The sequence below is a fragment of the Streptomyces sp. WY228 genome, assembly GCF_019287315.1.
Taxonomy (GTDB): Bacteria; Actinomycetota; Actinomycetes; order Streptomycetales; family Streptomycetaceae; genus Streptomyces; species Streptomyces caviscabies.
On record NZ_CP079114.1, the window covers coordinates 4601819 to 4616035 of the forward strand.

A 14217-nucleotide genomic window follows, 5' to 3' on the forward strand; every position below is an offset into this window, starting at 1 on the left:
CACCCTGCTGCACGGCAAGTGCCTGGTGGTGCCGGACGACGCGGTACGCCGCGATCCGGCGGCCTTCGCCGACTGGATGCGCCGCCACCGGGTGCAGGAGCTGTACGCGCCGAGCCTGGTCGTCAACGCGCTGTTCGACGCCCTCGGACCGGACGGCGAACTGCCCGAGCTGCGGCACGTCGCCCAGGCGGGCGAGGCGCTCGCGCTCACCGGACGGCTCCGCGACGCGCACCGGCGCGGCGGCTGGCGTCTGCACAACCACTACGGACCGACCGAGACCCATGTGGTCACCGGCACGGCCCTTCCGGAGGACACCGGCCACTGGCCCGCCTCGGCCACCATCGGTCGTCCGGTGCTGAACACGCGGGTGTATGTGCTGGACGGTGCGTTGCGTCCGGTGGCTCCGGGTGTGGTGGGTGAGCTGTACATCGCTGGTGCGGGTGTGGCGCGTGGGTATTTGGGTCGTCCTGGTCTGTCGGCTTCGAGGTTCGTCGCGGATCCGTTCGGTGGGTCCGGTGGTCGGATGTATCGGACCGGTGACCTGGTGCGCTGGTCGACTTCGGGTGCTTCCATCGGTGAGTTGGAGTATCTGGGGCGTGCGGACTTCCAGGTGAAGGTGCGTGGCTTCCGGATCGAGCTGGGTGAGATCGAGTCGGTGCTCGCCGGTCATCCCGCCGTGGCCGGTGCCGTGGTCGTCGTGCACGGCGAGGGCGCCTCGGGTGCTGCCGGTGCTCGGTTGGTGGCCTATGTGGTGCCCGCCGATGGTGCCGATGGCGCCGAGGTGAGTGGAGATGTCCTGCGGCCGGTGGTCGCGGCTGCGTTGCCGGACCACATGGTGCCGTCGGTGTTCGTGGTGCTGGACCGTTTCCCGTTGACGCCGAACGGGAAGCTGGACCGGTCGGCGTTGCCGGAGCCGGAAGCCGGTATCGGTCGTGGTCCGGTGTCGGTGGCGGAGGAGGTGTTGTGCGGGCTGTTCGCCGAGGTGCTCGGCGTGGAGCGGGTCGGGCCCGAGGACGGCTTCTTCGAGCTGGGCGGTCATTCGCTGCTGGCGACACGGCTCGTGAGCCGTATCCGTACGGCCTTCGGCGTCGAACTCCCGGTCCGCGCCCTCTTCGAAGCGCCCACCGTGGAACGGCTCGCGGAGCGGCTCGACACCGCCGACACCGCCCGCCGCGCCCTCGCGCCGATGGAACGGCCGGAGCGGATCCCGCTGTCCTTCGCGCAGCGCCGCCTCTGGTTCATCAACCGCCTCGATCCGCAGGACGCCCGCTACAACCTGGCGCTCGCCGTCCGGCTCACCGGTGATCTGGACGCCGACGCACTGCGGTCCGCGCTCGCCGACGTCGTGGCCCGGCACGAGACGCTGCGCACCGTGTTCCCGGAGACCGACGGCGTACCGTCGCAACAGGTCCTGGACCACTGGAGCCCGGACCTCGTCCGCGTACCGGCCGACCCGGCCACACTGGCCGACGCGCTGGCGCGCGACGCGGCGCGCGGCTACGACCTGAGCGCCGAACCTCCGCTGCGGGCTACCCTGTTCGAGCTGGACGCCACGACGCGCGTCCTCCTGATCGGACTGCACCACATCGCCGGCGACGGCTGGTCGCTGGCCCCGCTCGGCCGCGACCTGGCCGCCGCCTACACCGCACGGCTGTCCGGTACGGCCCCGCACTGGCAGCCGCTGCCGGTGCAGTACGCCGACTACACCCTGTGGCAGCGCGACCTCCTCGGCGACGAGGACCGCCCGGACAGCGCGCTCGCCGGTCAGCTCGACCACTGGCGGACCACGCTGGCCGGACTGCCGGACGAACTCGGCCTGCCGGCCGACCGGACCAGGCCCGCCGTCGCCACCGGCCGCGGCGGACGCGTCCGGCTGGACGTCGACGCCGACCTGCACGACCGGCTGGCCGCGCTCGCGCGCGAGCAGGGGAGCAGCCTGTTCATGGTCGTCCAGTCCGCACTGGCGACGCTCCTCACGCGGCTCGGCGCGGGCACCGACATTCCGCTCGGCACCCCGGTCGCCGGACGCACCGACGAGGCGCTCGACCAGCTGGTCGGCTGCTTCATCAATACGCTGGTGCTGCGGACGGACACGTCGGGTGATCCGTCGTTCCGTGAGCTGCTGGGGCGGGTGCGGGAAGGCGATCTGGCGGCGTACGCGCATCAGGACGTGCCGTTCGAGCGGCTGGTGGAGGAGCTGAATCCGGCGCGTTCGATGGCGCGGCATCCGCTGTTCCAGGTGATGCTCACGCTCCAGAACAACGAGAGCGCCACGCTGGACCTGCCCGGCCTCGACGTCCGGCCCGAGGAGATCGGCGGCGGCGCGGTCCGCTTCGACCTCTCCTTCGACCTCACCGAGCGGTTCACCGCCGACGGATCGCCGGACGGTCTGGACGGCGTGCTCGACTACAGCGCGGACCTCTTCGACGAGGCGACCGCGCGGCGGATCAACGAGCGGCTGCTGCGGGTGCTGCACGCGGTGGCCGACGATCCGGACCGGTCGCTCGGCGCGATCGACGTACTCGGGCCGCAGGAGCGCCGCCGCGTCCTGGAGGAGTGGAACGACACCGCGGGCGAGCTGCCGTCGGCGACCGTGGTGGAGCTCTTCGCGGCGCAGGCGGCCCGCACCCCGGACGCCTGTGCCCTGCTGGCCGACGACCGTGCCGACGGCGGGCTCACGGAGCTGAGTTACGCGGAGCTCAACGGCCGCGCCAACCGGCTGGCGCACCGGCTCATCGCCGCCGGCGCCGGACCGGAGCGGTTCGTCGCGCTGGCGCTGCCGCGCTCGACGGGCCTGGTCGTGGCGATGCTGGCGGTCCTCAAGACCGGTGCGGGCTATCTGCCGCTCGACCCGGACTACCCGGCCGACCGCATCGCGCACATGCTCGACGACGCGCGTCCGGTGCTCGTCCTCACCGGCGACGAGGCCGTGCCCGGCACCGCGTCCACGCCGCGTCTGGTCCTCGGCCCCGACGGCACGGTCACGGCCGAGGTCACCGGCGATGCGGCCGAGGAGGCGGCGGCCCGATGGCCGGCCACCGACCCGGCCGACACCGACCGGCTGAGCCCGCTGACGCCGGACCATCCGGCGTACGTCATCTACACCTCGGGCTCCACCGGCCGGCCCAAGGGCGTCGTCGTGCCCCACGCGGCGCTGCTCAACTTCCTCACCGCGATGGGCGGACGCCTCACGCTCACCGCGGCCGACCGGATGCTGGCCGTCACCACGGTGGCCTTCGACATCCACGCGCTGGAGATCCACGCACCGCTGCTCGCCGGTGCGGGCGTGGTCCTCGCGGCGCGGTCGACCGTCCGGGACACCGGAGCGCTCGGCGCCCTGGTGGAACGCACCGGAGCCACGCTCATGCAGGCCACGCCGACCCTGTGGCAGGCGCTGGTCACCGACCGTCCGGAGCGGCTGCGCGGCCTGCGCATGCTCGTCGGCGGCGAGGCGCTGCCGCCCGCGCTGGCCGCGCGGATGCGCGGGACCGGCCGTGACGTCACCAACCTGTACGGGCCGACCGAGACCACGGTCTGGTCCACCGCGGCCACCGTCACCGACCGCCCCGGAGCACCGACGATCGGTCGTCCGGTGCTGAACACGCGGGTGTATGTGCTGGACGGTGCGTTGCGTCCGGTGGCTCCGGGTGTGGTGGGTGAGCTGTACATCGCTGGTGCGGGTGTGGCGCGTGGGTATTTGGGTCGTCCTGGTCTGTCGGCTTCGCGGTTCGTCGCGGATCCGTTCGGCAGGGTGCCCGGTGGGCGGATGTATCGGACCGGTGACTTGGTGCGCTGGTCGGATTCGGGTGCCTCCGTTGGTGAGTTGGAGTATCTGGGGCGTGCGGACTTCCAGGTGAAGGTGCGTGGTTTCCGGATCGAGCTGGGTGAGATCGAGTCGGTGCTCGCCGGTCATCCCGCCGTGGCCGGTGCCGTGGTCGTCGTACGCGGTGAAGGCGGTGCCGGGTCTCGGTTGGTGGCCTATGTGGTGCCCGCCGACGGTGCCGAGGTCAACAGCGATCTGCTGCGGCCGGTCGTTGCCGCTGCGTTGCCGGAGCACATGGTGCCGTCGGTGTTCATGGTGCTGGACCGTTTCCCGTTGACGCCGAACGGGAAGCTGGACCGGTCGGCGTTGCCGGAGCCGGAGAGCGGCGTCGGCCGTGGTCCGGTGTCGGTGGCGGAGGAGGTGTTGTGCGGGCTGTTCGCCGAGGTGCTCGGCGTGGAGCGGGTCGGGCCCGAGGAGAGCTTCTTCGAGCTGGGCGGTCATTCGCTGCTGGCGACGCGGCTGGTGAGCCGTATCCGTACGGCCTTCGGCGTCGAACTCCCCGTCCGTACGCTCTTCGAGGCACCGACCGTGGCCCGGCTCGCCACGCACCTCGACACCGGCGAGGCCTCGCGGCCCGCGCCCGACGTCGTCGCCGAGCGGCCGGAGCGGATCCCGCTGTCCTTCGCGCAGCGCCGCCTCTGGTTCATCAACCGCTTCGACGAGCGGAGCAGCACCTACAACATGCCGTTCGCCGTGCGGCTGCGCGGTGCGCTGGACCCGGCCGCGCTGCGGTCCGCGCTCGCCGACGTCGTCGAGCGGCACCAGAGCCTGCGGACCGTGTTCCCCGAGGTCGACGGTGTGCCGTGCCAGCACGTCCTGGCCACCGGGGACGCCGCGCCGGAGCTGTCCGTCGTGCTCACCACCGAGGAGAGCCTGCCGGGCCGGCTGGCCGCGGAGGCCGGTCGCGGCTTCGACCTGGCGGCCGAACCGCCGCTGCGCGCCTCGCTGTTCGCGCTCGCACCGGAGGAGCACGTCCTGCTCCTGCTGGTGCACCACATCGCCGGTGACCGCTGGTCGCTGGCACCGCTCGCGGAGGATCTGGCCGCCGCCTACACCGCCCGGGCGGACGGCCGGGCGCCGGCTCTTCCGGAACTGCCGCTCCAGTACGTCGACTACACGCTGTGGCAGCACAGCGTGCTCGGCTCCGAGGAGGACGCGGGCAGTCTGCTGCACCGGCAGCTGGAGTTCTGGACGCGGGAGGTGGAAGGGCTGCCGGAGGAGCTGGACCTGCCGACCGACCGGCCGCGTCCGGCGCGCTCCGACTTCCGCGGTGACGAGATCACCTTCGAGCTGGACGCCACGCTGCACAGCGAGCTGGCCGCTCTGGCGCGTACGCATCAGGCCAGCCTCTACATGGTCCTCCAGGCCGGTCTGGCGGCCCTGCTGACGCGGCTGGGGGCCGGTACCGATCTGCCGATCGGCTGTGCCGTGGCCGGCCGTGACGACGAGGCGCTGGAGGGCCTGGTCGGCTTCTTCGTGAACACGCTCGTCCTGCGGACGGACACCTCCGGCGATCCCGGCTTCGCGGAGCTGCTGGAGCGGGTGCGGAGCACCGACCTGGCGGCCTTCGCCCACCAGGACCTGCCGTTCGAGCTGCTGGTGGAGAAGCTCAACCCGGAGCGTGTCGCGGGCCGTCATCCGCTCTTCCAGATCGCGCTCGGACTGCAGAACGCGACGCCGGAGCCGCGCGGACTGACCGGACTGGACACCAGGGCCGAGCCGCTCGGCAACAAGACGTCCCGGTTCGACCTGCTGCTCAACCTCGTCGAGCGGCACGACGCCGAAGGCCGGCCGGCCGGGCTCGGCGGTGTCGCCGAGTACAGCACCGACCTCTTCGACGCGGAGACCGTGCACCGGCTCACCGCCCAGCTGGCGCGGCTGCTGCGTGCGGCGGTCGCCGATCCGGTCCGGCCGATCGGCGACCTGGACGTGCTGACGCCCGAGGACCGCCACCGGCTGCTCGTCGAGTGGAACGACACCCACCGCGAGGTTCCGGCGCTGCCGGTGCCGGACCTCTTCGAGGCGCAGGCGGCCGCGACGCCGGAACGCGTCGCCCTGGTCCACGGCGAGCGGGTGCTCGACTACGCGGAGCTGAACGAGGCCGCCAACCAGCTGGCCCGGGTGCTGGTGCGGCGCGGTGTCGGACCGGAGCGGATCGTGGCGCTGGCGCTGCCGCGCGGCGTCGACCAGGTGGTGTCGGTGCTCGCCGTGCTCAAGGCGGGCGGCGCCTATCTGCCGGTCGACCCGGACTATCCGGCCGAGCGCATCGCGTACATGCTGGCCGACGCGGACCCGGCGCTGCTGATCAGCCACACGGAGCTCGCCGCCGGTCTGCCGGAGCACCGGGGCCCCGTGCTGCTGCTGGACGCGGCGGAGACCGTACGCGAGGTCGCGGCGCGCCCCGGCGGCGACCTCGCCGACGCCGAACGCACCGATGTGCTGCGGCGCGAGCACCCGGCGTACGTGATCTACACCTCCGGCTCCACCGGCCGGCCGAAGGGCGTCGTCGTCTCGCACGCGGGTCCGGCCAGTCTGGCCTTCGGGCAGATCGACCGGTTCGCGGTCGGTCCGGACGCGCGGGTGCTCCAGTTCGCCTCGCCGAGCTTCGACGCGGCGTTCTCCGAACTGTGCATGGCGCTGCTCTCCGGCGCCGCCCTGGTGCTCGCCGAGCGCGACCGCATGCTGCCCGGCGCTCCGCTGGCGGAGCTGCTGGAGACGGAGCGGATCACTCATGTGACGCTGCCGCCGGTGGCGTTGGCCGTGCTGCCGCCGCACGCGCTCGACTCGGTGACCACTCTGGTCGTGGCCGGTGACGCCGTGTCGCGCGAGACCGTCGCCCGGTGGTCCGGCGGACGCCGGATGATCAACGCGTACGGTCCGACCGAGACGACCGTGTGCGCCACCATGAGCCGTCCGCTGGCTCCCGGCGACGGTCCGCCGCCCATCGGGCTGCCGATCGACAACGCACGCGTCTACGTCCTGGACGGCCGGCTCGCCCCGGTCGCCGTCGGCGCGGTCGGCGAGCTGTACGTGGCCGGGGCCGGTCTGGCCCGCGGCTACCTCGGCCGGGCCGCTCTGACCGCCGGACGGTTCGTCGCCGACCCGTTCGACCCGAGCGGCGGCCGGATGTACCGCACCGGCGACCTGGTGCGGTGGAGCGCCGACGGTGAGCTGAGCTTCGTCGGCCGCGCCGACCACCAGGTCAAGGTGCGCGGCTTCCGGATCGAGCCGGGCGAGGTCGAGTCGTTGCTGACCGACCGCCCGGAGGTGGCGCAGGCGGCCGTGATCGTCCGCGAGGACCGGCCGGGCGACCGGCAGCTGGTCGGCTATGTGGTGCCCGCCGCCAGGATCGCCGTCGGTGACGCCGGCCGCGACGAGGGCGTCGAGGCGGAGCAGGTCGACGAGTGGCGCGAGGTGTACGACGCGCACTACCGCCGCGAGGCCGAGGAGGGCGAATTCGGAGAGAACTTCTCCGGCTGGTTCAGCAGCTACGACGGCGAGCCGATCGCCGTCGAGCAGATGCGGCGGTGGCGGTCCGAGACCGTGGACCGGATCCTGGCCCTGGAGCCGGTGCGGGTCCTCGAACTCGGCGTCGGCAACGGCCTGATCCTGTCGAAGGTCGCGCCGCACGTGGAGACGTACGTCGGCACCGACTTCTCCGCCGAGGCGATCGAGGCGCTGCGCGCCCAGGTGGAGCGCGAACCGGAGCTGTCCGGCCGGGTGGAGCTGCGCACCGGCGCCGCCCATGAGACGGACGGCCTGCCGCAGGGCTTCTTCGACCTCGTGGTCGTCAACTCCGTCGCGCAGTACTTCCCGAACGCCGCCTATCTGGAGGACGTGGTGCGCCGCGCCGCCGCTCTGGTGGCGCCCGGCGGCAGCGTGTTCGTCGGCGACGTGCGCAATCTGCGGACCTCGCGCGGCTTCGGCGCCGGGGTGACGCTGCACCGGTGGTCGCCGCAGGAGGGCACCGCCGCCCTGCGGCGCGCGGTGGAGCAGAGCGTCGTGATGGAGAAGGAACTCCTCGTCGATCCGGCCTTCTTCGCCGCCGTCGCGGCCACCGTGCCGGGCCTGGAGACCGATGTCCGGATCAAGCGGACCGGCGCGGACAACGAGCTGGCCAGGCACCGCTACGACGTGGTCCTGCGCACCGGCCGTGCCGGGCGCGAGGAGCCGGACCCGCGGAGCCTGCCGTGGACGCAGGTGACCGGTGGTCTCGACGGACTGGCCGACCGGCTCGCGGCGGAGCGCGGTGCGCTGCGCGTCACCGGAGTGCCGAACGCCCGGCTCGCCGGTGAACTGGCCGCGCTCCGTGCGCTGGAGGACGGCGCGGCGGCGGAGGCCGTCGTGGAGGCCTGGCGGCGGCCCGTCGAAACCGGTGTGGAGCCGGGGGAGTTGTGGCTGCTGGCCGAGCGGCTGGGCCGCCGGGCGGCGGTCGCCTGGTCGGACACGGCCGGTGAAGGCGCGCTGGATGTGGTGTTCGCCGCGCCCGGCGGGGCCGAGCCGGTCCTGGCCCCGGCCGTCCGGGCCGGAGCGCGGCCGGACGCGTACACCAACGACCCGGTCGGCAACCGTGAAGTCGGCGCACTGGTAGGGGAGTTGCGCACCTATCTGGCCGCTTCGCTGCCGCCGTACATGGTGCCGGCGGCGATCGTGGCGCTCACCGCCCTGCCGGTGACGCCGAACGGAAAGCTGGACCGCCGTGCGCTGCCCGCACCGGACTTCGGTGCGGCGTCCGGCGGCCGCGCTCCGCGCACCGCGCGCGAGGAGCTGCTCTGCGCGCTCTTCGCCGAGGTGCTCGGCCTCTCCGCCGTCGGCGCGGGCGACAGCTTCTTCGAGCTCGGCGGCGACTCGATCCTCTCCATCCAGCTGGTCAGCCGCGCCCGCCGCGACGGACTGGTGATCACGCCGCGCGAGGTGTTCGAGCACAAGACCGTCGAGGCGCTGGCCGATGTGGCACGCGCCGCCGACGAGGAGACGGGCACCGCCGCGCGCGGACCCGAGGACGATCCGGTCGGCGAGCTGCCGTTCACCCCGGTCATGCACTGGCTGGCGGAGCTCGGCGGCGGCAGCGACGGCTTCAGCCAGTCGATGCCCGCACCGCTGCCCGCCGGCTGCGACCGGGCCACGGTGGTCGCCGCGCTGGCCGCGCTGCTCGACCACCACGACGCGCTGCGCGCCCGGCTGCTGCCGCCGCCCGCCGCCGCGCTGGAGATCCGGCCGCGCGGCGCGGTCGACGCGGACGGCATCCTGCACCGGGTCGACATCGCCGGCCTCGCCGACGACGCGGTCCGCGCGCTCGTCGACGCCCACGCGGCACGCGCCGTGGCCGCGCTGGACCCGGCGGCGGGCACGATGCTCCGCGCCACCTGGTTCGACGCGGGCCCGGACGCCCCGGGCACGCTGCTGTTCACCGCGCACCACCTCGTCGTCGACGGGGTGTCCTGGCGGATCCTGCTGCCGGACCTGGAGCAGGCCCTCACCGCCGCCGGAGCCGGTCTGGAGCCGGTGCTCCAGCCGGTCGGCACCTCGCTGCGCGCCTGGTCCCGGTGGCTGGCCGAGGAGGCGCTGCGCCCCGAGCGCACCGCCGAACTCGACCACTGGCGGCGGACGCTGTCCGAGCCGGAGCCGCTGCTCGGCGGCCGGCCGCTGGACCCGGACCGCGACATCGCCGCCACCCTGCGCCGCTTCACGCTCCGGATGCCGGCCGCCGCCCTGCTCACCACGGTGCCGACCGCCTTCCACACCGGCGTCTCCGAGGTGCTGCTCACCGGCCTCGCGCTGGCCGTGGCCGGGCGGCCGGGCTCCGGCGGCCGGGCCCTGATCGACGTCGAGGGCCACGGCCGGTACGAGCCGGACGGCCTGGACCTCTCGCGTACGGCCGGCTGGTTCACCACGCTCCACCCGGTCCGCCTCGACCCGGGCGTGCCGGACCGCTCCGAGTGGCCGGCCGGCGGTCCCGCCGTCGGCCAGGCGCTCAAGCGGGTCAAGGAGCAGCTGCGCGCCGTGCCGGGCGACGGGCTCGGCCACGGTCTGCTGCGGTACCTCAATCCGGAGACCGCGCCGCTGCTCGCCGCGCTCGGCGCACCGCAGATCGCGTTCAACTACCTCGGCCGGATACCCGGCGGCGGCGGTGCCTTTGCCGGTGGCGACGGTACGGTCACCACCGGCAGCGGCGGCTTCGACCCGGCGCAGCCGCTCGGCCACGCCCTGGAGCTCAACTGCCTGGTGGAGGACGGACCGGAAGGCCCGTGGCTGTCGGCCACCTGGTCCTGGCCGGCGGCGGTCCTGGCGGACGAGGAGGTCCGTGAGCTGGCGGACGACTGGTTCGCCGCACTGGAGGCTCTGGTCGCGCACTCGGCACAGCCGGGGGCCGGTGGCCGTACGCCCTCCGACCTGCCGCTGGTCTCGCTGGACCAGCAGGAGATCGAACGCCTGGAGCGGGCGCGTCCGGGACTGGCGGAGATCCTGCCGCCGTCGCCGCTCCAGGAAGGTCTGCTCTTCCACGCGCTGTACGGGGAGGGCACCGACGCCTACACCGTGCAGCTCTCGCTGGAGATGACCGGCGAGCTGGACGAGGGCGCGCTCGCGGCGGCCGCCGCCGAGGTGCTGCGGCGGCACGGCAACCTGCGCGCCGGTTTCTGGCACGAGGGCGGCGCCCGGCCGGTGCAGTTCATTCCGGCGGATGTCGAACTGCCCTGGTTCTCGCATGACTTGAGCGCGCTTCCCGAGGCCGACCAAGCCGCCGCGCTGGAGCGGATCCTGTCCGGCGAGCAGGAGGCGGGCTTCGACCCGGCCCGGCCGCCGCTGATCCGCTTCGCGCTGGTCCGGCTCGACGCCGGGCACCACCGGCTCGTGGTGACCAACCACCATCTGCTGCTGGACGGCTGGTCCATGCCGGTGCTCCTGGCCGAGATGGCCGCCTGCTACTCCGGGCGCGGCCACGAGCTGCCGCGCGTCACGCCGTACCGCGACTATCTGGCCTGGCTGGCCGTCCAGGACCGGCAGGCGTCCGAGCGGGCGTGGAGCGCGGCGCTGGACGGGCTGGACGAGCCGACGCTGCTGGCAGGGACCGCCGACGGTGCTCCGGCGCGTACGGAGCGTCTGGAGACCGACCTGCCGGCCGCGTTCACGGCCGAACTGGTCGCGGCCGGACGGCAGCTGGGCGTCACGCTCAACACCCTGGTCCAGACGGCCTGGGCGATCCTGCTCGGCCGTTTGACCGGCCGCGACGACGTGACCTTCGGCGCGACCGTCTCCGGCCGCCCGCCGGAGATCGACGGCATCGAGACCATGGTCGGTCTCTTCATCAACACCCTGCCGGTGCGCGTGACGCTCCGGCCCGAGGAGACGCTCCACGACCTGCTGAACCGCGTCCAGTCGGAGCAGCTGGCGCTGCTGCCGCACCAGTACCTCGGCCTCGCCGACATCCAGCGGCTGGCCGGCGTCGGTGAACTCTTCGACACGGCAACGGTGTTCGAGAACTATCCGGTCGCCCCCGGCGGTCTCGCCGCCCCGGACGGCTCCGCGCCCCCGGTCCAGGTCTCCTCGACCGAACTGCGCGACGCCACGCACTATCCGCTGAGCCTGTCGGCCGCGCTGGTCGGCGAGCGGCTGCACATCCGGCTGGACCACCGCACCGATGTGGTGGCCGACGGCGAGCGGCTGGTGGGCCGGCTCACCGAGCTGCTGCGGACCATGGCCGAGCGGCCCGGCACCCGGCTCGGCCGGACCGATCCGCTCTCCGCCCCGGAGCGCCGTGCGCTGCTGGCGGCCGGCGACGACCGGCGGAACGCGGCCCCGGCCGCGACGCTGCCGGACCTCTTCGAGGCGCAGGCGGCCCGCACACCGGCCGCGACCGCCGTGGCCGCGCCGGGCGGCGACCTCACGTACGCGGAGCTGAACGCCCGCGCCAACCGGGTCGCCCGCCTGCTGGCCGCACGCGGCGCCGGTCCCGGTGAGCGGGTCGCGGTCACCGGTCCTTCGTCGGCCCAGTGGCTGGTCTGCCTGCTCGCGGTGGCCAAGTCCGGTGCGGCCTACGTGCCGCTGGACCCGGGCCTGCCGGCGACGCGCATCGGCCGTCTGCTGGCCGACGTCCGGCCGGTGCTGGTGCTGGCCACCGGAGCGGCGCACGCGGCGGACGCCGCGGTGTCGGCCGCGGCGGGCGCGGTCTCCGCGGCGGTGCTCGGACCGGACGAACTGGCCGCCGCCGTCGGCGATCTGCCGGCCGGCGACCTCCGCCAGGACGAGCGGACCGCTCCGCTGCTGCCGGGGCATCCGGCGTACACGATCCACACCTCCGGCTCCACCGGTGAGCCGAAGGGCGTGATGGTCGCGCACGCCTCCCTGGCCAATCTGGCGGCCGACCACATCGAGCGGTTCTCGCTCGCCCCGGGCAGCCGGGTCCTCCAGGCCGTCTCGGCGAACTTCGACCCGTCGGTCGCCGATGTGGCGATGGCCCTGCTCTCCGGCGGCACGCTCGTCCTGCCGGAGGCCGTCGGCCTGGCCGGTGCGGAGCTGGCCGACACCCTGGAGCGCGAGGCCGTCACGCATGTGATGCTCGCCGCGCCGGTCGCCGCCACCCTGCCGGACCGTCCGCTGCCGCGGCTGCGGGTGCTGGTCCTCGGCGGCGAGTCGCTGACCCGCACCCTGGTGGCCAGATTCGCCACCGGGCGGCAGGTGTTCAACGCGTACGGGCCGACGGAGACCACGATCGCCGCGACCGTCAGCTCGCCACTGGCCGCGACCGGCGGGGTGCCGCCGATCGGACGGCAGGTCCGCGGCGCTGCGCTGCGGGTGCTGGACGCCGCGCTGCGCCCGGTGCCGGCCGGTGTCGTCGGCGAGCTGTACGTGGCCGGTGCCGGTGTGGCGCTCGGCTATCTGAACCGTCCGGCGCTGACCGGCGGGCGGTTCGTCGCCGATCCGTACGCCGCCGACGGCGGCCGGATGTACCGCACCGGCGACCTGGTGCGCCAACGGGCCGACGGAGAGCTGGAGTTCGTCGGCCGCGCCGACCAGCAGGTCAAGCTGCGCGGCTTCCGGATCGAGCCCGGCGAGATCGAGTCCGTGCTCACCGGCAGCCCCGCGGTGGCCGCCGCCGCCGTCGCCGTACGGGAGGACCGGCCGGGCGTGCGCCGCCTGGTGGCGTATCTCGTTCCGGCGGACGCCGCCGACGGACAGCCGGACGTGCACGCGTACGTCGCCGCCCGGCTGCCGCACTACATGGTGCCGTCGGTGTTCATGACGCTGCCGGAGCTGCCGCTCACCGTGAACGGCAAGGTGGACCGGGCCGCGCTGCCGGAGCCGGTGGCGGACGCGGTGCGTTCGCGCGGACCGCGCGGACCCCGTGAGGCGGAGATCGGCCGGATCTTCGCCGAGGTGCTCGGGCGGGAATCGGTCGGTATCGACGACGATTTCTTCGCGCTCGGCGGGGATTCGCTCACCGCGACCCGGCTCACCGGCCGTGTGCGGGCGGTTCTCGGAGTGGAGGTCGGTATCGCCACGCTGTTCCGTGCACCGACCGTCGCGGAATTCACCGAAAGGATCGGAACGGACGCGGCGGAGGATCCGTTCGAGGTCCTGCTGCCGCTGCGGGCCGGAAACGGAGGACCGGCACTGTTCTGCGTCCATCCGGCCGCGGGAATCAGCTGGACCTATTCCGGACTGCTCCGGCACATCGATCCGGAAATCCCCGTGTACGGAATTCAGGCGCGCGGTCTGGCAGGTCCGGCCGAACTCCCGTCGTCCGTCGGGGAAATGGCGGCCGACTATCTGGAGCAGGTGCGCGCGGTGCAGCCGAGCGGGCCCTACCGGCTGCTCGGCTGGTCGATCGGCGGCGTCGTCGCGCACGAGATGGCCGTCCAGCTCCAGGAGGCCGGCGAGCAGGTGGAACTGCTGGCGGCGCTCGACGCCTACCCGGAGGCGGTGACCGGCGAGCGCGGCGCCGCCGAGGAGGCGGAGGTGCTGGCGGCGCTGGTGCGGTTCGCCGGCGCGGACCCGGAGGCGGTCGCCGGACCGCTCACCGCGGAGCTGGTCGCGGCCGAGGTGGGAGCCACCCGCAGCGCGCTGGCGGGACTGGACGAGGAGCGCATCACCGCCCTGGTCGCCGCATGCAGGAACATGCAGGCGGTGACCCATCGGCCTCGTCTTTTCAGCGGCGACCTCCTAATGTTCGTCGCAACCCGGAACAAGAATGACGGGTCGCCGAATCCGCAGTCGTGGTCGCCTTATGCGGGCGGTCGTATCACCACGGTGGCCATCGATTGTGACCACGACGACATGACGAACTCCGAACCGATCGGGCAGATCGGCCGCGTAATCGCACAGAAACTCGGCGCCGCGAAGAACTCCGGCCCCGCTTCCTGAATTCGACGACCGAATCCTGGCAACCATTCCGA

Annotated in this window: 1 protein-coding gene (running past one end of the window); it reads left to right on the forward strand. The window is 73.7% G+C overall.

Features of this window, described 5'->3' with window-relative positions:
• On the forward strand, window positions 1–14185 hold the 3' portion of the coding sequence (locus KV381_RS20110; RefSeq protein WP_218785922.1) for a non-ribosomal peptide synthase/polyketide synthase. Its footprint begins 5243 nt before the window's first position; only the last 14185 of its 19428 coding nucleotides appear in the window; its start codon lies beyond the left edge, outside the window; the stop codon is at window positions 14183–14185.
• The last annotated feature ends 32 nt before the right edge of the window (window positions 14186–14217 follow it).